Annotated in this window: 20 protein-coding genes; 1 reads left to right on the top strand and 19 read right to left on the bottom strand. The window is 64.1% G+C overall.

Going from position 1 to position 20,614, the window contains the following annotated elements; all coding sequences use genetic code 11:
* Nucleotides 1–55: 55 nt before the first annotated feature.
* The 16 genes from atpA to G3N61_RS14870 all read right to left on the bottom strand — a co-directional run bounded on the left by atpA (nt 56) and on the right by G3N61_RS14870 (nt 16,298).
* Nucleotides 56–1,597 carry a F0F1 ATP synthase subunit alpha gene (gene atpA, locus G3N61_RS14945; RefSeq protein ID WP_021160444.1) on the bottom strand — a complete coding sequence of 514 codons (1,542 nt, stop codon included), beginning with the start codon at nt 1,595–1,597 and terminating at the stop codon, nt 56–58.
* Between the two features lie 44 nt (nt 1,598–1,641).
* Complete coding sequence (locus G3N61_RS14940; protein ID WP_043184892.1) at nt 1,642–2,181, bottom strand: F0F1 ATP synthase subunit delta; 540 nt, start codon at nt 2,179–2,181, stop codon at nt 1,642–1,644.
* Between the two features lie 2 nt (nt 2,182–2,183).
* Nucleotides 2,184–2,654: a F0F1 ATP synthase subunit B gene (locus G3N61_RS14935; RefSeq protein WP_011350523.1), complete on the bottom strand. Its 471-nt coding sequence runs from the start codon at nt 2,652–2,654 to the stop codon at nt 2,184–2,186.
* Between the two features lie 129 nt (nt 2,655–2,783).
* Nucleotides 2,784–3,056, bottom strand: a complete 273-nt coding sequence (gene atpE, locus G3N61_RS14930; protein WP_021160442.1) for a F0F1 ATP synthase subunit C — start codon at nt 3,054–3,056, stop codon at nt 2,784–2,786.
* Between the two features lie 75 nt (nt 3,057–3,131).
* Entirely contained in the window at nt 3,132–3,983 is an 852-nt protein-coding gene (gene atpB / locus G3N61_RS14925) for a F0F1 ATP synthase subunit A (protein ID WP_043184890.1), read from the bottom strand.
* A gap of 109 nt (nt 3,984–4,092) precedes the next feature.
* Nucleotides 4,093–4,617, bottom strand: coding sequence for an ATP synthase subunit I (locus G3N61_RS14920; RefSeq protein WP_205822853.1), 525 nt, complete (start codon nt 4,615–4,617; stop codon nt 4,093–4,095).
* Between the two features lie 114 nt (nt 4,618–4,731).
* Nucleotides 4,732–5,064 (bottom strand): hypothetical protein, encoded by a 333-nt coding sequence (locus tag G3N61_RS14915; RefSeq protein WP_205822858.1) that lies wholly within the window; start codon nt 5,062–5,064, stop codon nt 4,732–4,734.
* A gap of 121 nt (nt 5,065–5,185) precedes the next feature.
* On the bottom strand, nt 5,186–6,316 hold the full coding sequence (locus G3N61_RS14910) for an SLC13 family permease (protein ID WP_089449646.1): 1,131 nt from the start codon (nt 6,314–6,316) through the stop codon (nt 5,186–5,188).
* A 10-nt stretch (nt 6,317–6,326) separates the two neighbouring features.
* Nucleotides 6,327–7,220 (bottom strand): ParB/RepB/Spo0J family partition protein, encoded by an 894-nt coding sequence (locus G3N61_RS14905; RefSeq protein ID WP_027788713.1) that lies wholly within the window; start codon nt 7,218–7,220, stop codon nt 6,327–6,329.
* Between the two features lie 31 nt (nt 7,221–7,251).
* Nucleotides 7,252–8,031, bottom strand: a complete 780-nt coding sequence (locus tag G3N61_RS14900) for a ParA family protein (protein WP_089449645.1) — start codon at nt 8,029–8,031, stop codon at nt 7,252–7,254.
* A 56-nt stretch (nt 8,032–8,087) separates the two neighbouring features.
* Nucleotides 8,088–8,774, bottom strand: a complete 687-nt coding sequence (gene rsmG / locus G3N61_RS14895) for a 16S rRNA (guanine(527)-N(7))-methyltransferase RsmG (protein ID WP_205822852.1) — start codon at nt 8,772–8,774, stop codon at nt 8,088–8,090.
* On the bottom strand, nt 8,771–10,741 hold the full coding sequence (gene mnmG, locus G3N61_RS14890) for a tRNA uridine-5-carboxymethylaminomethyl(34) synthesis enzyme MnmG (RefSeq protein ID WP_205822851.1): 1,971 nt from the start codon (nt 10,739–10,741) through the stop codon (nt 8,771–8,773). The genes rsmG and mnmG overlap by 4 nt, the downstream gene beginning before the upstream one ends.
* Nucleotides 10,742–11,341: 600 nt before the next feature.
* On the bottom strand, nt 11,342–12,097 hold the full coding sequence (locus tag G3N61_RS14885; protein WP_043184876.1) for an ABC transporter ATP-binding protein: 756 nt from the start codon (nt 12,095–12,097) through the stop codon (nt 11,342–11,344).
* Nucleotides 12,097–13,881, bottom strand: a complete 1,785-nt coding sequence (locus G3N61_RS14880) for a branched-chain amino acid ABC transporter ATP-binding protein/permease (RefSeq protein ID WP_205822850.1) — start codon at nt 13,879–13,881, stop codon at nt 12,097–12,099. Before G3N61_RS14880 ends, G3N61_RS14885 begins: the two co-directional genes overlap by 1 nt.
* Before the next feature lie 4 nt (nt 13,882–13,885).
* A complete protein-coding gene (locus tag G3N61_RS14875; RefSeq protein ID WP_043184875.1) occupies nt 13,886–14,941 on the bottom strand; it encodes a branched-chain amino acid ABC transporter permease in 1,056 nt (351 codons plus the stop codon).
* Nucleotides 14,942–15,140: 199 nt separating this feature from the next.
* Nucleotides 15,141–16,298 carry an ABC transporter substrate-binding protein gene (locus G3N61_RS14870; RefSeq protein ID WP_175023468.1) on the bottom strand — a complete coding sequence of 386 codons (1,158 nt, stop codon included), beginning with the start codon at nt 16,296–16,298 and terminating at the stop codon, nt 15,141–15,143.
* Between the two features lie 118 nt (nt 16,299–16,416).
* On the opposite strand from G3N61_RS14870, the gene G3N61_RS14865 reads away from it, so the two are divergent.
* On the top strand, nt 16,417–16,611 hold the full coding sequence (locus tag G3N61_RS14865; protein WP_089449639.1) for a hypothetical protein: 195 nt from the start codon (nt 16,417–16,419) through the stop codon (nt 16,609–16,611).
* Between the two features lie 807 nt (nt 16,612–17,418).
* On the opposite strand, the gene G3N61_RS14860 is transcribed toward G3N61_RS14865, so the two are convergent.
* From G3N61_RS14860 to G3N61_RS14850, 3 genes are all read right to left on the bottom strand, one after another.
* A complete protein-coding gene (locus G3N61_RS14860) occupies nt 17,419–18,393 on the bottom strand; it encodes a branched-chain amino acid ABC transporter permease (protein ID WP_043184866.1) in 975 nt (324 codons plus the stop codon).
* Nucleotides 18,393–19,277: a branched-chain amino acid ABC transporter permease gene (locus tag G3N61_RS14855; RefSeq protein WP_043184865.1), complete on the bottom strand. Its 885-nt coding sequence runs from the start codon at nt 19,275–19,277 to the stop codon at nt 18,393–18,395. The genes G3N61_RS14860 and G3N61_RS14855 overlap by 1 nt, the downstream gene beginning before the upstream one ends.
* Nucleotides 19,278–19,405: 128 nt before the next feature.
* Nucleotides 19,406–20,605 carry an ABC transporter substrate-binding protein gene (locus tag G3N61_RS14850; RefSeq protein ID WP_043184862.1) on the bottom strand — a complete coding sequence of 400 codons (1,200 nt, stop codon included), beginning with the start codon at nt 20,603–20,605 and terminating at the stop codon, nt 19,406–19,408.
* Nucleotides 20,606–20,614: the final 9 nt, after the last annotated feature.

The raw sequence follows: 20,614 nt of genomic DNA, 5'->3' as shown, positions 1-20,614 counted from the left end.
CCGAAGCGGCGCGGGTGCATCAGCACCCGCGCGGCCTCAGTGTGTCACTCGCGGATCAATAGGCACCGGACTTCTTGAAGGATTCGATCGCCGAGCGCAGTGCGCCTTCGTCGTCCTTCGAGAGATCCTTGGTGTCTTCGATGCGCTTGATGAGGTCAGCGTGGCTGGTCTTCAGGTTTTCGCGCAGGCCCTTCTCGAACGACAGCACTTGCTTGACGTCGAGGTCGTCGAGGTAGCCGTTGTTTGCGGCGTACAGCGACACGGCCAGTTCCCACACCTGCAGCGGCTGGTACTGCGGCTGCTTCAGCAGTTCCGTCACGCGGCGGCCGCGCTCGAGCTGCTTGCGGGTCGCTTCGTCGAGGTCCGATGCGAACTGGGCGAATGCTGCCAGTTCACGATACTGCGCGAGGTCGGTACGGATACCGCCCGACAGCTTCTTCACGACCTTCGTCTGCGCAGCGCCACCGACTCGCGACACCGACACGCCGGCGTTGATTGCCGGGCGGATGCCTGCGTTGAACAGGTCGGTTTCCAGGAAGATCTGGCCGTCGGTAATCGAGATCACGTTCGTCGGAACGAACGCGGTCACGTCGCCAGCCTGCGTTTCGATGACCGGCAGTGCCGTCAGCGAGCCGCTCTTGCCCTTCACTTCGCCGTTCGTGAACTTCTCGACGTACTCTTCCGACACGCGAGCAGCACGCTCGAGCAGACGCGAGTGGAGATAGAACACGTCGCCCGGGTAAGCTTCACGGCCCGGCGGGCGGCGCAGCAGCAGCGAGATCTGACGGTATGCCCAGGCTTGCTTGGTCAAGTCGTCGTAAATGATCAGCGCGTCTTGGCCGCGGTCGCGGAAGTATTCGCCCATCGTGCAGCCGGCGTACGGTGCGAGGTACTGCATCGCTGCCGAATCCGAAGCCGAAGCGGCGACGACGATCGTGTATTCCATCGCGCCCGTTTCTTCGAGCTTGCGAACCACGTTCATGATCGACGAAGCCTTCTGGCCGATCGCGACGTAGATACAGATCAGGTCCTTGCCCTTCTGGTTGATGATCGCGTCGAGCGCCACTGCGGTCTTGCCGCACTGACGGTCGCCGATGATCAGCTCACGCTGGCCACGGCCGATCGGCACCATTGCGTCGATCGACTTGATGCCCGTCTGCACCGGCTGCGACACCGACTTACGCCAGATCACGCCCGGGGCGATCTTTTCGATCGCGTCGGTCAGCTTTGCGTTGACCGGGCCCTTGCCGTCGATCGGGTTGCCGAGCGCATCGACCACGCGGCCGACGAGTTCCGGACCAACCGGGACTTCCAGAATGCGGCCCGTCGTCTTGACGATGTCGCCTTCCGAGATGTGTTCGTATTCGCCGAGAATCACCGCGCCGACCGAGTCGCGCTCGAGGTTCAGCGCGAGGCCGAACGTGTTGCCCGGAAACTCGAGCATTTCGCCCTGCATCACGTCCGACAGGCCGTGGATACGCACGATACCGTCGGTCACGGAGATCACGGTGCCCTGGTTGCGAACGTCTGCGCTCGCTTCAAGGCCCTGGATCCGGCTCTTGATCAGCTCGCTGATCTCAGAGGGATTGAGTTGCATTATTCGCTCCTGATAGTCAATTCTGTTGCGTGCCGGCGTGGCGCTCAGGCGGTCAACGCAGCCTGCATCGATGCGAGACGCGCGCGAACCGAGGTGTCGAGCACTTCGTCGCCGACCGTCACGCGCACGCCGCCGATCAGCGACGAATCGACTGCGATCGTCGGTTTCAGCTTGCGCTTGAACTTGCGTTCGAGGCCCGAGACGAGACTCTCGAGATCCGCGCCGTTCAGCGGGAACGCGCTCACGATCTCGGCGTCGGCTGCACCTTCACGTTCGTTCTTGAGCGCCTCGAACTGCTCGGCGATTTCCGGCAGCAGCGCGATGCGATGATTGTCGACCAGCATCTGCACGAAGTTCTTCGCTTCGGCGCCAGCCGCGAGCGGCGACTTCACCGCAGCAAGCAGCAACTCGGCTACTTGCGTGCGCGTCACCTTCGGGCTCGACGCGACCGACAGCACTTCCGGCAGACGCGCAACCTGGGCCAGCTCTTGCACGAGCGTGGACCAGGCGGCGATGTCACCGCCCTCGGCCACGCGGAACAGCGCTTCTGCGTAAGGGCGGGCGATGGTTGCAAGTTCGGCCATGATCAGAGCTCGGCTTTCAGTTGATTCAGCAGTTGGGCGTGGGCCGTTTGATCGACTTCGCGCTTCAGGATCTGCTCGGCGCCCTTCACGGCCAGCGTAGCGACTTCGCCACGCAGCGCTTCGCGCGCCTTCACGATTTGCTGTTCTGCTTCCGCCTTCGCCTGGGCGATGATGCGGGCGGCTTCAGCCTGGGCGTTGGACTTGATTTCCTCGGCGACCGCCTGGGCACGCTTTTCAGCGTCGGCGATGCGCTGCTGGCCGTCATTGCGGGCCTGCGCGAGTTCCTGGTCCACGCGCTTGTGCGCGGCGTCGAGTTCTGCCTTGCCCTTCTCGGCGGCGGCGAGGCCGTCGGCGATCTTCTTCGAACGTTCGTCGAGGGCGTTGATCAACGGCGGCCACACGAATTTCATCGTGAACCACGCGAGGACCAGGAACACGACCATTTGCGCAAACAGAGTTGCGTTGAGATTCACGGTGTTTCCTTATCTGCTATTCCGGAAAAATGAAACGGTAAGGCGCTCATCGAGTTGCATTCGATCAGCGCCCCAAGTCTCCGTTCCGCCCTGCGCCGGCTTGCGCCGGACGCATATTTCCGAGGAACCTTAGCCTGCGACGAGCTTCGACAGGAGCGGGTTCGCGAACGCGAACAGCATTGCAACACCCACGCCGATCAGGAATGCCGCGTCGATCAGACCAGCCAGCAGGAACATCTTCGTTTGCAGCGGGTTGATGAGTTCCGGCTGACGTGCGCAGGCTTCGATGTACTTACCACCCATCAGCGCGATACCGATACAGGCGCCGATTGCACCCAGGCCGATGATGATGCCGATACCGATGGCGGTCAGACCCTGGATGTTGGCGATGTAAGCTTGCATGATCACTCCTTTGTGAAAAGACTTGGAACTGAGATTTAAAAAACTAAAACGGAAACTCTTTCTTGCACGCCGCGCTTAGTGCTTGTCGTGCGCCTGGCCGAGATACACCAGCGTCAGCATCATGAAAATGAATGCCTGCAACAGAACAATCAGAATGTGGAAGATTGCCCAGACGCTGCCCGCGATCACGTGGCCAACGAAGCCGAGGAACGTTGCGTCGCCACCGAAGCTCCACATGCTGCCGAGCAGGGCGATCAACAGGAACAACAGCTCACCCGCGTACATGTTGCCGAACAGTCGCATACCGAGGGAGACGGTCTTCGCGAGATATTCGACGATGTTGAGCGCGAGGTTCGGGATCCACAGCAGCGGGTGGGCGCCAAACGGTGCCGACAGCAGCTCATGCACAAAGCCGCCCGCGCCCTTGATCTTGATGCTGTAGTAGATCATCAGGACGAACACGCCGAGCGCGATGCCGAGCGTGCCGTTCAGGTCGGCCGTCGGGACGATGCGATGGTGGGAAATCACGTCCGACAGACCGAGCAGGCCGATCACGCGGCCCGGCAGGTCGACCGGGAGGAAGTCGAGGGAGTTCATCAGCGCGACCCACACGAACACCGTGAGCGCGAGCGGAGCGATGAAGGTACGATTGCCGTGAACGATGGCCTTCGATTGGTCTTCGACCATCTCGACGAGCATCTCGATCGCGCACTGGAAACGGCCCGGCACGCCCGACGTCGCCTTGCGGGCGGCCAGACGCAGCACGAGGATCGTCACGATGCCGCAAACGATCGACCAGAACAGCGTGTCGATATTCCAGACGTGAATGTCGAAAATCGACGTCTGATGCGAGGTGGAGAAATTCTGCAAGTGGTGCGCAATGTACTCGGACGGATCCGGACCGCGCGTGCCTTCGCTAGCTGCCATATCGTTAATGCCACCCAAATTGTCGAAAATCGTTTTGCCAGTTCCGCAACACGCTATTGCGGGAACGGGCCGGTGCGGTTCGTTGTCGAAACCACACGCTGCTTGTTCCTTACCGCCAGGCCAGCGCGATCCAGTACGTCTTCAGCACGACGAGGTACGTGACGAGGAACGGCACCCAGTGCACGCCGGACCAGCCGAACGCCACTGCAGTGAACATCCCGATCGTCAGAGCGAGTTTCAGGGCTTCGCCCATCACCCAGCTCATCACGGTGGCCGAGCCACCTGCCTTCAGTCGTGCCACGAAAACCGCACTGGGCACCCAGCCGATCGCTCCGCCCAGAAACGCGGATTGCGCAGCGGCGCCCGGCGACTTCGAAAACAGCCACCACGCCAGCGTTGCAACCAGGGACAGAACCACTTGCGCGATTACCACCTTATAGGGGGTTACGCGCGAGGGCTTGCTCACGTTCGGGCCGAACAGCTTTTCGGCTTCTGCCCGTGTAAGCGGAACGATGTTGTTATCTTGTTGCTCGGCATCCCAGTCATCATCGAATTCGCGCCGCTCGCCGGCCGCTGAAGCGGTGCGTTGCGTGCGCTGATCATCGTGCCTGTCGTCCGGCGCCTGACCCGCCATCGCAATCTTCCGCAAAATCCTTGAACCCGGCCCCAAGCTTTCTGAAAGCTTTCAGGGGTGCCTAGCTAACAAATCCGGGCGATTGTAAGCGATAGTTGCAAGTGATTCAAGGCTTTAGACGCGACAAAAACCAGCGTAAAACGTCACCTCATGATGTGAAAAAACCTGCGATTCGACGACGTACGATGACAGTTGTAAGGTCGCTTTTTTGCACCGGTATTTCTTGCTCGAAAAAATCCGGCGTCGATGAAATGGCGAGGAAGCGATGCCCGCTGCGGGCGCTGGCGGGGCGGCACGATCGCCAGCCAAAAACCATGCTGTGACGCGGCTCCGGGCTCGCGCTTCGCGCGAAACGCCGAACAGACAAAACACTGTGGCCGCCAGCCGCATCGGATACGCGAAATCCCGACCGACGCTGGCGCGCGGATTTATCCAATCAGTTGTCATGCCACCACAGTCGATCGACTGTGGTTTGCCGCACTTATCCACAGCCCCGCAACCAGCGCGAATGCTGTGCCCCCCCCCCGCCACCCGAATGGCACGCCTGTGCCGCACGAACCCGCCTCGCTCAACCGTGAACGAGCAGCCACGCGCCGAGTGCCGCGCTGGCGAGCGCGAACGGAATCGAGACCAGGTGGAACGGCAACCACATGCGCGGCTCCTTCGCGAGACGCACCGCGATCAGGTTCGCAAGCGAGCCGATCGCGAAACCGAAACCGCCGACCGATACGCCGAATGCAAGCGCTCGCCAGTCATGCGTGAACTCCGACAGCAGGATCGCGGCCGGCACGTTGCTGATGCCCTGCGACAGCACGGCACCCGCCGCGAAGACGCGCAGCGGTGAGTCGAGACGTGCATGCGCAATCGCGTCATGGATGACGGGCAGCGCCGCCGCGCTGCGCAGCACGACGAACATCAGTACGAAGATCAGCAGCAGCAGCCAGTCGATCTTAAGGACTGCGTCACGTTTGATGGCAAGCAACACGATCGCGACGGCAAGCAGGCCCGGCAGCGGATGATGCGCATCGGCGAGCAGCACGAACGCCGCGAACAGCACCGCCGCGATCAGCGCGTGCATGCGCTGGACGGGAATGGCGACGACGTCGCCGGACAGATCGAGCGGCTTCGCGCGAAACGCGCACGCGGTCAGCACGAGCAGCAGCGCCATCAGTGCGATCGCGAGCGGCCCGAGCGTCACCACGAAGCGGCCGAACGACATGCCGCTCAATTGCCACAGGAAAAGATTCTGGGGATTGCCAAGCGGCGTCGCGACGGACCCCGCATTGACGGCCAGCGCGACGACGATCACGAGCCGCCGGAACGGCAGCGGTGTCAGCGCGCGCAGCGACACCATCAACGGCACGACGACGAACAACGCGACGTCGTTGGTGAGCCACATCGACAGCAACGCGGCGAACCCGACCAGCAGCATCGCGAGCCCGCGTTCGGAATGCACGTGATGCACGATCCGGTGCGCGAGCCACATCAGGCAGCCGGACAACTCGAGCGCCTTGGTCAGCATCAGCAGGCCCGCGAGCGTCGCGACCGTCTGCCAGTCGACCCGATCGGCCAATACGGAAAATGGTTGCGGACGCACCCATTGCAGCACAATCAGGCCAAGCGCGAGCACCGATAGCACGGGTTCCTGCGCAAGCCACCCCAACCACCGGCGTGGCGCCGGTGTGCCCGTCTCCTCCATGCGCCGCCCTTTATTCTTCGGTTGCGACGTTGCCGCGCAGCCGCACGAGAATGCCCTCGAGCGCGTCGAGGTTGCCGAAGTCGATCGTCACCTGCCCTCGCCCGCGGCGGCCGAGCTTGATCTTCACCGTCGACGCGAGCAGGTCGGACAACTCCTCTTCGAGACGGCGCGTATCGCGGCCGCCATCGTCCTTCGCGCGCGCCTTCACCGCCGGCGCTTCCTTCGTCGTGTGCGTAACGAGCTTCTCGGTCTCGCGCACCGACATGCGTTTGTTGACGACCTGATGGGCAAGCGTGATCTGCGTGGCCGCATCGACGGCGAGCAGCGCGCGTGCATGCCCCATGTCGAGATCGCCGGCCAGCAGCATCGTCTGCACCGGCGAAGCCAGGTTCAGCAGGCGCAGCAGGTTCGACACCGCGCTGCGCGAACGGCCGACCGATTCGGCTGCCTGTTCGTGCGTGAAACCGAACTCGTCGAGCAAGCGCTGGATACCGTGCGCTTCTTCAAGCGGGTTCAGGTCCTCGCGCTGGATGTTCTCGATCAGCGCCATCGCCGCGGCGGCCTGATCCGACACGTCCTTCACGAGCACCGGCACTTCATCGAGGCCCGCCAGGCGCGCCGCGCGGAAACGGCGCTCACCCGCAATGATCTCGTATTTATCTGACGAAATGGGTCGTACCAGGATCGGCTGCATCACGCCCTGCGCGCGAATGCTCGCCGCAAGCTCCTGCAGGCTGCCTTCGTCCATCCGCGTCCGCGGCTGGTACTTGCCGGCCTGCAGCTTGCCGAGCGCGAGCGTGTTCGGTGCCCCTTCGATCTTCACCGCTTCGGTGATATCGGCACTGCCGCCGAGCAGCGCTTCGAGGCCACGTCCCAAGCCCTTCTTCTTTGGTACCGCGTTCATGTCTTTCTTCCTCGCTTCGCTCATGTCCGGATCACGACACCTCGAACGCGCGAACGCGCTCGATCATCTCGGCACCGAACTGGAGATACGCTTGCGCACCGCGCGAGCTGCGGTCGAACACGACGCCCGGCAGCCCGTAACTCGGCGCTTCCGCCAGGCGTACGTTGCGCGGAATCACCGCGTCGAACACCTTGTCGCCGAAGTGCGCTTTCAGTTGATCGGAGACTTGCTGCTGCAGCGTGATGCGCGGATCGAACATCACGCGCAGCAAGCCGATGATCTTCAGGTCGCGATTCATGTTCGCGTGAACCTGCTTGATCGTGTTGACGAGATCCGACAACCCCTCCAGTGCGAAGTACTCGCACTGCATCGGGATCACGACGCCATGCGCCGCACACAGCCCGTTCAGCGTCAGCAGCGACAGCGTCGGCGGGCAGTCGATCAGCACGAAGTCGTAATCCTCGGCCACGCGCTCGAGGGCGGCTTTCAGCCTGCGCTCGCGGTTGTCGATGTTGATCAGTTCGATCTCGGCACCGGACAGCTCGCGGTTCGCGGGCAGCACGTCGTAGGTGACGCCTTCCGGGCGGATGCGCGCGTCGGTCACCGATACGCCGTCGACCAGCACTTCGTACACGGTCGCTTCGCAGGCAGCCTTGTCGATCCCGCTGCCCATCGTCGCGTTACCCTGCGGGTCGAGGTCGATCAGCAGGACTCGTTGCTCCTGCGCTGCAAGGCTTGCGGCGAGATTGACCGATGTCGTCGTCTTGCCGACGCCCCCCTTCTGGTTCGCAACGCAGAAGATCTTTGCCATCGTTGGTGTATTCCCTTTACCTTCAAACAAACGGCGCGCTACTGCGCGCCTTCCCTTCAATTCGCCTCGTCGACGGCTACTTCGATCAGATGCCGTTCGGCATCGAGCATCGGTACCGCCAACCGTATCGTCTGCTTGACGCGACTGCCTTCCGGCAACCGCGCAATCTCGTCGTCCGGATGGACACCCTTCATTGCCCAGATCGATCCGCCCGGCGCGACCAGATGTCGAGCAAGTTTAACGAAGTCGGACAGATCCGCGAAAGCGCGGGATACGATCATGTCGAATTTTTCTGGCACTTCGACACCCGGCTGCAGCGATTCGACCCGCCCCGTGACCACCGACAGGTTCGCGAGCTTCAGCTCCGCGCGCATCTGAGTCTGGAATGCAGACTTCTTCTGCACGATATCGTTCAGCGTGATCTGCCAGTCCGGCTCGACGATCGCCAGCACGATACCGGGCAACCCGCCGCCCGAGCCAACGTCGAGCACGCGGGCCGATGCACGGCCACGCAGATGCGAAACGATGGAGAGCGAATCGAGGATGTGCTGGATCAGCATCTGCTTCGGGTCGCGGATCGCGGTCAGGTTGTAGACCGCGTTCCACTTGCCGAGCAGCGCGACGTAGTCGAGCAGCTGATTGCGTTGTGCATCCGTCAGAGCAAGGTCGAGCGCCGTCGCGCCTTCGACGAGCATCTCTTCCAGTACGTCCCGATTAACCGCCGGCGCGCGACGCGCCGTCATTGTTGCGTCGGGACGGTGCCGTCCCCCTGCTCCGTTGCCGCTTCGGCAGTGCCATTACGACGGCCCAGGCCGCGGCGCTTCAAGTGCACCATCAGCAGCGAAATCGCCGCCGGCGTGACACCCGAGATACGCGACGCCTGCCCGATCGTTTCCGGCCGGAATTCGTTGAGCTTCTGGCTCACCTCGAACGACAGGCCGCGGACTTCGCGGTAGTCGATACCGTCCGGCAGGCGCGTGTTCTCGTTCGCATCGTTGCGCTCGATCTCCGATGCCTGACGCTCGATATAGCCCTGATACTTGATGCCGATCTCGACCTGCTCCTTGATCTGCTCGAGCAGCACCGGATCGTCAGCCAGCGGCTCCGCGGGGCCGCATTCGCCACCCCTCAGGCCGCACACGCCGTCGTAGCTGATGCCCGGACGGCGCAGCAGCTCGGCGAGGCTGTATTCGTGATCGATTGCCTTGCCGAGCAGCGCGGTCGCCTCTTCCGCCGGCAACGTCTTCGGCGTAACCCACGTCGACTTCAGGCGTTCGGTTTCACGTGAAACAGCGTCGCGCTTCCGGCTGAATGCGTCCCAGCGCGCGTCGTCGACGAGCCCCAGTTCGCGGCCGATCTCGGTCAGACGCATGTCCGCATTGTCTTCGCGCAGGCTCAGGCGATATTCAGCGCGGCTCGTGAACATCCGGTACGGCTCGGCCACACCGCGCGTCACGAGATCGTCGACCAGCACGCCAAGGTAGGCCTGGTCACGGCGCGGGCACCATGCGTCCTTCTCCTGCACGTAGCGACCCGCATTGAGGCCGGCCAGCAGACCCTGCGCGGCCGCTTCTTCATAGCCGGTCGTGCCGTTGATCTGGCCCGCAAAGAACAGCCCGTTGATCGCCTTCGTCTCGAGCGATGCCTTCAGCGCGCGCGGGTCGAAGTAGTCGTACTCGATCGCGTAGCCAGGGCGCAGGATATGCGCGTTCTCGAGGCCGCGCATCGAGTGCACGAGCTCGAGCTGGACGTCGAACGGCAGGCTCGTCGAGATCCCGTTCGGATAGAACTCGTTGGTCGTCAGCCCTTCCGGTTCCAGGAAGATCTGGTGCGATTCCTTCGATGCGAACCGGTGAATCTTGTCCTCGATCGACGGGCAATAGCGCGGCCCGACGCCTTCGATCACGCCTGTATACATAGGCGAACGGTCGAGGCCGCCGCGAATGATGTCGTGCGTGCGCTCGTTCGTGTGCGTGACCCAGCACGGCAGCTGCTGCGGATGCTGCTCCGCGCGGCCCAGGAACGAGAAGACGGGGATCGGATCGAGATCGCCCGGCTGTTCGTCCAGCTTCGAGAAATCGATCGAACGGCCATCGATACGCGGCGGCGTACCGGTCTTCAGGCGGCCCTGCGGCAGCTTCAGCTCCTTCAGGCGCGACGACAGCGACACGGCCGCCGGATCGCCTGCACGGCCGCCCGTGTAGTTGTTCAGGCCAACGTGGATCTTGCCGTCGAGGAATGTACCGGCGGTCAGCACGACCGCGCGGGCGCGGAAGCGGATGCCGATCTGCGTGACGGCGCCCACCACGCGGTCGCCTTCGACCATCAGGTCGTCGACGGCCTGCTGGAACAGCCAGAGGTTCGGCTGGTTCTCGAGCCGGTGGCGGATCGCGGCCTTGTACAGGATGCGATCGGCCTGTGCGCGCGTCGCACGCACAGCCGGACCCTTCGACGAATTGAGGATCCGAAACTGAATACCGCTCTCGTCGGTCGCGGCTGCCATTGCGCCGCCCAGCGCATCGACTTCCTTGACCAGATGGCCCTTGCCAATGCCGCCGATCGACGGATTGCAGCTCATCTGCCCAAGCGTTTCGATGTTATGGGTCAGCAGCAGTGTCTTTGCGCCCATACGGGCGGACGCCAGCGCGGCTTCCGTGCCGGCATGACCGCCACCGACAACGATGACGTCAAATTCTGTGGGAAAAAGCATGGTGGATTCCGTCCGCAGGACTGCGCACGAACCTATCTGAGAAATGTATGGGCCGAATTATAGCGGGTTCGCTTTTCACCCGAATGCCGTCCGATTGGTAGGGTCTGTGCATTTCGACGATTTTTCGGCATTGGACCGATGAATCTGTGGCTCAGAGCCCACTCAGGCAATGCTTCGAGCCCGCCCGCCGCACATCGTTGCGCCTGTGCAGAGATCCAGTTGTCCGGAGATTTCACGTGAAACATACAACCCGTTCGAGGCCTGTGCCCCACCCGACACCCCGGACGAAATACTCTGTGCAACCACACCCACCCTCTTCCTCACAGAATTTCCGTCGGTTCGCTAGACAGTTATCCCCTGTGGCGCGACACATCGTCGGCCGGTGGAACGAGTGGCCAACTCCGAACGACAAACCGGATCGCCATCTGCACTGTGGATACCTTCACTCATCGCCACTGCACAGAGCTTTTGACTGTTCCTCCGGTACTTATCCCCTGGTTGTTAACCGTCGATGTATCGGAGTCAGATCTCAACCCTAAAACAAAAGCGGCGTGTTTCACGTGAAACACGCCGCCCGATTCCAGCCAACCGCTCCACCGATCAAGCCGTTTTCTTCGCCAACCCAAGGTACGTTTCGATGACGCGCGGATTCTGTGCGAGCTCGGCCGCCGGCCCTTCCAGCGCAAACTCGCCCGTCTCCAGCACATAGCCGTAGTCGGAGATCTGCAGCGCAGCCCGCGCATTCTGCTCGATCAGCAGCGTCGCCACGCCCGTGCCGCGCAACGCGCTGATGATATGAAAGATCTCCTTCACGATCAGCGGCGCCAGCCCGAGGCTCGGCTCGTCGAGCATCAGCAGGTCGGGCTTGCCCATCAGCGCGCGGCCAACTGCGAGCATCTGCCGCTCGCCGCCAGACAGCGTGCCGGCCGCCTGCTTGCGCCGCTCCTTCAGCCGCGGAAACAGCGCGAACACGTGATCGAGCTGGTCGAGGAAATTCGCTTCGCCGGCCTGCTTGCGCCGATACGCGCCCAGCACGAGGTTGTCTTCGACCGTCATCGTGCTGAACAGCTCACGCTTTTCCGGTACAAGGCACATCCCGCGTGCGACACGCTGCTCGACCGGCAATGCGCCGACGTCGTGACCGCGATACACGACCGCGCCCGACGCGTGCCCGTTCACCGGCAGCGCGCCCATGATCGCGTTCAGCAGCGTCGATTTGCCGGCGCCATTCGGGCCGATCACGCTGACGATCTGCCCCGCGCCGACCTTGATTGCCGCTCCATGCAGCGCCTCCACCTTCCCGTACCGCACCGCCAGCCCGCGCACTTCGAGAATCGGCATCGTCGTGTCCGTCATCACTCCACCCCGCCCAGATACGCTTCGAGCACCGCCGGATCCTGCTGCACGTCCTGCGGCAGCCCTTCCGCGATCCGCGTGCCGAACTCCATCACCACCAGCCGGTCGGTGAGATTCATCACGAAATCCATGTCGTGTTCCACGAGCAACACGCTCATGCCTTCCGTCTTCAGCCGGCGCAGCAGGTCGGCGAGTTGCTGTTTCTCCTGGTAGCGCAGCCCGGCGGCCGGCTCGTCGAGCAGCAGCAGCGTCGGGTCGCAGCACAGCGCGCGCGCGATTTCGAGAATCCGCTGCTGGCCCAGCGCGAGGCTGCCCGCTTCGTCGTACATGTGCTTTTCGAGCCCGACACGGCGGATCTGACGTGCGGCCTCGGCCAGCAACTGCGCTTCCTCATGGCCATTGAGCCGCGCAACGCTGCGCCACACGCCGGTATGGCCACGCAGGTGCGCACCGATCGCGACGTTCTCGAGCACCGTCATCGCCGGCAACAGCTTCACGTGCTGGAACGTCCGGCCGATGCCGCGGCGGACGATCTGGCGCGATGTCAGCCCGTCGATGCGCTCGCCACGGAACGTGATCGTGCCGCCCGTCGGCTTCAGCACACCCGTCACGAGATTGAACGTGGTCGACTTGCCGGCGCCGTTCGGGCCGATCAGCCCAATGATCTGCCCCGCTTTCACGTCGAAGCTGACGTCGTTGACGGCCACGAGCCCGCCGAACTGCTTGCGCGCGTTGTCGACGACGAGCAGCGGCTCGCCGGCCGCCGGCTTCGCGCGTTGCGGCAGCGGATCGGCGTGCTCGGGCACATGCGCACGCGGCCCGCGCGGGAACAGCCTGGCGACGAACGGCCACACGCCCTGGCGCGCGTACTGCAGCAGCAACACCATCAACACGCCGAACACGATGATCTCGAAGTTGCCTTCCGACCCAAGCAGCTTCGGCAGCAGCGTCTGCAGGTAGTCCTGCAGCACGGTCAGGATCGCCGCGCCGAGCACCGCGCCCCACACGTGCGACACGCCGCCGACCACGGCCATGAACAGGAACTCGATCCCGTGGTTCAGCCCGAACGGGGTCGGGTTCACCGCACGCTGCAGGTGCGCGTACAGGAAGCCCGAGACGGCCGCGAGCACCGCCGCGTAGACGAAGATCACGACGCGCATCCACGCGGTGTTCACGCCCATCGCCTCGGCCATCACGCCGCCGCCGCGCAGCGCGCGGATCGCCCGGCCCGGACGGCTGTTCAGCAGGTTCTGCACCGACACGATCGCGGCCAGCACGACCGCCCAGATCAGGAAATACAGGCTGCGGCCACTTTCGAGCGCGATGCCGAACAGGTTCAGCGCCGGAATCCCGTTGATCCCATCGTACTTGCCGAGCAGTTCGAGGTTGCCGAACAGGTAGAACAGCGCGAGGCCCCACGCGATCGTGCCGAGCGGCAGGAAGTGGCCGGACAGCCGCATCGTGACCGCGCCGAGCACGAGCGCGACGAGCGCCGTCAGCACGACACCGACGATCAGCGCGAGCCACGGCGACACGCCGTAGCGCGTCGTCAGGAGCGCGGTTGCATACGCGCCGATGCCGACGAACGCGGCCTGCCCGAAGCTCGTCATCCCGCCGACACCCGTGAGCAGCACGAGCCCGATCGCGACGATCGCGTAGAGGCCGATGTAGTTCAGCAGCGTGATCCAGTATTCGGGCACCTGCAGCGCGCCGGGCAGCACCGGCAGCGCGAACAGCACCACGAGAAACACCCAGAAGGTCTTGTTGCGTACCATCGTCTTCATCGTGTCACTCCTCTTCCTCTTCCGCGTGCGGCGTCGCGAAGCTCCGCCACAGCAGCACCGGAATGATCAGCGTGAACACGATCACCTCCTTGTAGGCGCTCGCCCAGAACGACGAATACGATTCGAGCACGCCGACAAGCAGCGAGCCGGCGGCCGCGAGCGGATAGCTGACGAGCCCGCCGATGATCGCGCCGACGAAACCCTTCAGGCCGATCAGGAAGCCCGAGTCGTAGTAGATCGTCGTCAGCGGGCCGACGAGGATCCCGGACAGCACGCCGAGCCCCGCCGCGAACGTGAACGCGAGCCGCCCTGCCTCGGTCGTGCCGATGCCGACGAGCCGCGCGCCGAGCCGGTTCACCGACGTCGCGCGCAGCGCCTTGCCGGCGATCGTGCGGCCGAAGTACACGTAGAGCGCGCCGATCAGCACGAGCGCCGTCACGACCACCAGGATGCTCTGCACCGACACGGTCATGCTGCCGATCGACAGCGACGCATCCGAGAAGCCGTTGGTGCGCGAGCCCTCCGCGCCGAACATCACGAGCCCGAGGCCGACCATCGCGAAGTGGACGGCGACCGACACGATCAGCAGCAGCAGCGTCGTGCCTTCGGCGATCGGCTGGTACACGAGCCGGTAGACGAACGGTCCCATCGGCACGACGATCGCGAGCGTCAGTGCGATCTGCGCGAGCATCGGCAGCGGCTGCGCGGCAAAGCTGCGCGTGATCGCGAACACCGCGAGCGGCAGCAGGACGTAGCGGCTGCCGAGTGTCGCAAGCGTGCGGCCGAGCTGATGACGCCGCTCGCGATGCCGGATCAGGCCGCCGACTTCGAGCAGGAAGCACGCGATGCCCATCACGAACAGCAGCCAGCAGGTGGCGGGAAATTTCTGCGCCTGCAACGCGGCAAGCGTCAGCGCACCGTAGGCGACGAATTCGCCCTGGGGAATGAAGATCACCCGCGTGACGGAAAACACCAGCACGAGCGCCAGCGACAGCAATGCGTAAATGGCGCCGGTCGTGATGCCGTCTTGCGCGAGGATCGCTGCAATCGAGAGATCCATACGTTTCGTGTATCGAGAATGCTGCGGAGAAACGGAAGACGGGAACGGCCGGGGCGCGGGCGGCAAGGTCGACGCGTCGGGCGCCCTGCTGGCGGCCCCGGTGGTTCCAGGCGGCATGGGCGCGGCCCGTCAGGCCCGGCACCCTGCCGACGGCATGCACGACGCCATTTGCGCCGCGCACGCCGGTTTCACGTGATGCTTACTCGGCCTGCAGCTTCCACTTGCCGTCGACGATCTGCACCATCACGCGCGCACGCGTGTCGAAGCCGTTGTGGTCGGTCGGCGTCATGTTGATCACGCCGTGCGACACGGGCAGGTCCTTCACGCTCTCGATCGACGCGCGCAGCGCCTCGCGGAACGCCTCGGTGCCCGGCTGGCCCTTCTTCAGCGCTTCCGGAATCGCACGCTGCAGCAGCAGCCCGGCATCCCACGCATGGCCACCGAACGTCGCCAGCGAGCCCGCGCCGTACGCCTTCTCGTACGCAGCCTTGTAGCCGAGCGCCGGCTTCTTCACCGGATTCGAATCGGGCAGCTGGTCGGTCACGAGCACGGGGCCGGCCGGCAGGATCTCGCCTTCGCAGTCCTTGCCGCACACGCGCAGGAAGTCGTTGTTCGCGACGCCGTGCGTCTGGTACACCTTGCCCTTGTAGCCGCGCTCCTTCAGCGTCTTCGCCGGCAGCGCCGCCGGCGTACCCGAACCGGCGATCAGCACCGCATCGGGATTCGAGCCCATCAGCTTCAGCACCTGCCCCATCACCGACGCGTCGGTGCGGTTGTAGCGCTCGTTCGACACCACCTTCAGGCCGTTCTTCGCAGCCGCCGCGTCGAACGTTTTGTACCAGCTGTCGCCGTACGCGTCCGCGAAGCCGATGAAGCCGACCGTCTTCACGCCGTGCTTCGCCATGTAGCCGGCGATCGCGTCGGCCATCAACTGGTCGTTCTGCGGCACCTTGAACATCCATGCGCGTTTCGCGTCCATCGGCGCGATGATCTGGGCGCTCGCCGCGAGCGAGATCGTCGGCGTCTTGCCCTGCGATACAGGGTCGAGCATCGCGAGCGAATTCGGCGTGACGGACGAGCCGATGATCGCGTCGACGTGGTCTTCATCGATCAGCTTGCGCACGTTCTGCACCGCGCGGCTCGTGTCGGAAGCGTCGTCGAGCACGATGTATTGCACGCTCTTGCCCGCGATCTCCTTCGGCAGCAGCGCGATCGTGTTCTTTTCCGGAATCCCGAGCGACGCGGCCGGCCCGGTGGCCGACAGCGTCACGCCGATCTTCACCTGTGCCGACGCCGTTGCCGCCGCGCACACGAGGCCCGCGGCGAGCACGGCCTCCATCCATCGATTCATCTTCATTTACGTTGTCTCCAAACGCTGCTCGAAAAAGCCACGGGTCGCTCGGGCGGCTCCCGGCCCCCAAAAACAAGTTAATAATTTAACTATCTCGTCTTGCCACGCCTACGCTCGTTTTCCCGTGAAACGCCGCATCCGCGACGGCGCCCGGACGGCACCGCGCAAGCATGCGCCGGCTGCCGGTCGACACGGTCGTTCGACCGTCACGATGCGCAGCAGCGGTGTCGTCTGGATGAAGGAAGTGGAGAAATGCGGAATCGTGCGGGCGCTCGATGCATGCGCAACGATCAAGGCAACGCGCGTCGATCCGGCCTGATGCGGCCGGGCCCACGAGCGGCGCACGATCGGAAAGCCGGCCGCTCATGCGCGTGCAGATGTGAAGTCCGATACGGATGCGCGCGCAACGACCGGCGATGGCGCCGGAACGCGCCTACAGCCCGCAGAACGGCTCGAGAAGGCCACGGCAACGACTGGCCCACCCCACGACGAACGAACGGCACCAGCCGCCCTTCCTGCCCCGATCCATCGTCCTGCGCTGCTCATCCAACCGTACTCCCTCTTCTGCATTCTGCTTGTAGGAGAACTGCCGACCGATTTTCCCGACCGAGCGGTCGGCGAAAGCTGAGTGTAACGGACGCGTTTTGCGCACGCCAACCGGGTTAGCCCGAACGGCTGGTGCGCGGTTGCGCATCGTCTGCGAGCGGATAGCGGGAAATGGGAAAACGGGGGGACGCGGCGAAGCGCGGAAGAAGCGCGGTGCGAACGCAAGCGCGGAAGACGGCCACTGCGCTGGCCGATGCACCATCGGCGGAAATCCGTGCACGCAAATGAAAAAGCGCTGTTGGATTCCGTCCAACAGCGCTTTGGGGTCCGGGCACTTTGTGCCTCGATTGTCTCCTCGTTCTCCACCTGCAAATTCGTTTCGCGGTGCATCAGAACTAGGACGAAGATTAAAGGACCTTTCACACTGCGACAACTTAGCATTTACCCCTATGGTGCATCGCCGCACGAAAATGGGGCACCAGCCTGCCGCGTGGCGCCGGCCCGAGCCCGCTGCGACGCCCTTCCGGAGCATGCCGGATGGTGCTTCGCATCAACGCCCGATGACGCGCGCCGCACGCATTCAGGACGCCCTGAGCGGCTTGATCCGCGCGACCATCTCGCCGACGATCCCGCGCCTGAACGCGAGCACGCATGCGATGAAGATCAGCCCCGTGACGATCGTCGCCGATTCGCCGAGCGAATGGAACCAGCCGATGCCGGTCGCCGATGCGAGCCATTCGCCGATGTCGCCGAGCCGGTCCTCCAGCGCAACGATCAGCGCCGCGCCCAGCAGCGGCCCGAACAGCGTGCCCATCCCGCCGACGAGCGTCATCAGTACGACCAGGCCAGACATCGTCCAGTACGCGTCCGACAGCGTCTCGAAGCCGAGCACGAGCACCTTCAGCGAGCCGGCCAGCCCCGCGAGGCCCGCCGACAGGATGAACGCGAGCAGCTTGAAGCGGTCGGTGTCGTAGCCGAGCGAGATCGCACGCGCTTCGTTCTCCTTGATCGCGACGAGCACCTGGCCGAACGGCGAATGCACGACCCGCACGATGAATGCGCACGCGGCCACCACCACGGCCAGCACGACGTAGTACAGCGCGACGTCGTTCGACAGGTCGAGCAGCCCGAACAGGTGCCCGCGCGGCACGCCCTGCAGGCCGTCCTCGCCGTGCGTGAACGGTGCCTGCAGATAGATGAAGTAGACCATCTGCGCGAACGCGAGCGTGATCATCGCGAAGTAGATGCCCTGCCGCCGAATCGCGAACAGCCCGACGACGAGCCCGAGCAGCGTTGCGGCAACCGTACCGACGAGCACGCCGAGCTCCGGCGTGAAACCGAGCGTCTGCATCGAATAACCGGTCGCATAGCCGGCGGTCGCGAGAAACATCGCATGGCCGAACGACAGCAGCCCCGTATAGCCGATCAGCAGGTTGAACGCGGCCGCGAACAGCGCGAACGTGAGCACCTTCATCACGAACACCGGGTACGCGCCGATGAACGGCGCGGCGAGCAGTGCGGCGAGCAGCACGCCGTAGAGCACTTTTCTCTGCATCATTTTTCCTTGCCGAAGAGGCCCGCCGGGCGGAACAGCAGCACGATCGCCATGATCACGAACACGACGGTGGCCGACGCTTCGGGGTAGAACACCCGCGTGAAACCCTCGATCACGCCGAGCAGCAGGCCCGTGACGATCGAGCCGAGGATCGAGCCCATCCCGCCGATCACGACCACCGCGAACACGGTGATGATCATCGGCTGGCCCATCAGCGGCGACACCTGGATCACCGGCGCGGCCAGCACGCCCGCGAACGCGGCGAGCGCGACACCGAAGCCGTAGGTGAGCGTGATCATCATCGGCACGTTCACGCCGAACGCCTCGACGAGCTTCGGGTTCTCGGTGCCCGCACGCAGGTACGCGCCGAGGCGCGTCTTCTCGATCACGAACCACGTCACGAGACATACCGCGAGCGACGCAACCACCACCCACGCGCGGTAGTTCGGCAGGAACATGAAGCCGAGGTTGGTGGCGCCGGACAGCTGCGACGGCACGTCGTACGGCTGGCCGGACGAGCCGTAGATCGACCGGAACACGCCTTCGACGACCAGCGTGAGCCCGAACGTGAGCAGCAGCCCGTACAGGTGATCGAGCTTGTACAGCCAGCGCAGCATCGAGCGCTCGATCACGATCCCGAACGCGCCGACGACCAGCGGCGCGATCACGAGCATCGCCCAGTACGGCAGCCCGAAATACGACAGGCCCATCCACGCGAGCATCGCACCCAGCATGAACAGCGCGCCGTGCGCGAAGTTGATCACGTTGAGCAGCCCGAAGATCACCGCGAGCCCGAGGCTCAGGATCGCGTAGAACGAGCCGTTGACGAGCCCGAGCAGCAACTGGCTCAGCATCGCCGGCAACGGAATGCCAAAGATTTCCATCGACTTAGCCGTCAGAATGAGTTTCGTTGCGTGCGCAACCTTTATGCGTTGCGCACGCGGGCGGCGCAGCGGGCACATCGCTGCAGCCGCCACCGAGCGGCACGCCCGCGCGCGCCGCTACGCCCTGCTTACTTCCACAACGCGCAGCGCGATTCCTGCTTGGTCGCGAACGCCTGTTCGCCCGGGATCGTCGCGAGCACCTTGTAGTAATCCCACGGCTCCTTCGATTCCGACGGCTTCTTCACTTCCATCAGGTACATGTCGTGGATCATGCTGCCATCCGTACGGATGTAGCCCTTCGCGTAGAAGTCGTTGATCTTGATCTTCTTCAGCTCGGCCATCACCTTGTCGGAGTCGGTCGTGCCGGCAGCCTGGACGGCCTTCAGGTAGGTCGTCACCGATGAATAGTCGGCCGCCTGCAGGCTCGACGGCATCTTCTTCATCTTGCCGAAGTAGCGCTGCGCCCACTGGCGCGACGCCGCATCGCGGTTCCAGTACCAGCTGTCGGTCAGCACGAGGCCCTGCGTCGTCTCGAGGCCGAGGCTGTGCACGTCGTCGATGAACATCAGCAGCGCGGCGAGCTTCATCGTCTTCGTGATGCCGAACTCCTTCGCGGCCTTGATCGCGTTGATCGTGTCGCCGCCGGCGTTCGCGAGGCCGAGGATCTGCGCCTTCGACGCTTGCGCCTGCAGCAGGAACGACGAGAAATCCGACGCGGACAGCGGGTGACGCACCGCGCCGAGCACCTGGCCGCCGTTCGCCTTCACGACATCCGACGTGTTCTTCTCGAGCGCCTTGCCGAACGCGTAGTCGGCGGTCAGGAAGAACCACGTCTTGCCGCCCTGCTTCACCACCGCCGAGCCGGTGCCCTTCGCAAGCGCCATCGTGTCGTACGCGTAGTGGACCGTGTACGGCGTGCACTGCTCGTTGGTCAGCGTGTCGGCGCCCGCGCCGATGTTGATGTAGACCTTCTTCTTCTCGGCGGCGACCTGGTTCATCGACAGCGCGGTGGCGGAGTTCGTGCCGCCGACCAGCAGGTCGAGCCCGCCGCGGTCCATCCATTCGCGCGCCTTCGACGCGGCGATGTCGGCCTTGTTCTGGTGATCGGCATAGACGACCTCGATCGGCTTGCCGAGCACCTTGCCGCCGAAATCGGCCACTGCCATGCGGATCGCTTCGAGACCGCCCTGCCCGTCGATATCCGCGTAAAGCCCCGACATGTCGGTGATGAAGCCGATCTTCACGGTATCCGCGGCCTGCGCGGCGCCGGCGGTGAACGCGGCGGTCGCGAGCGCGAGACAGGCGTGTGCGAGGGTCTTCATTTTCATTGACGTCTC

The sequence above is a fragment of the Burkholderia sp. Ac-20349 genome, assembly GCF_017104865.1.
Lineage (GTDB): Bacteria > Pseudomonadota > Gammaproteobacteria > Burkholderiales > Burkholderiaceae > Burkholderia > Burkholderia aenigmatica.
Note: the sequence above shows the minus strand (reverse complement) of the source record. Positions and strands in the feature narration are given on the sequence as shown.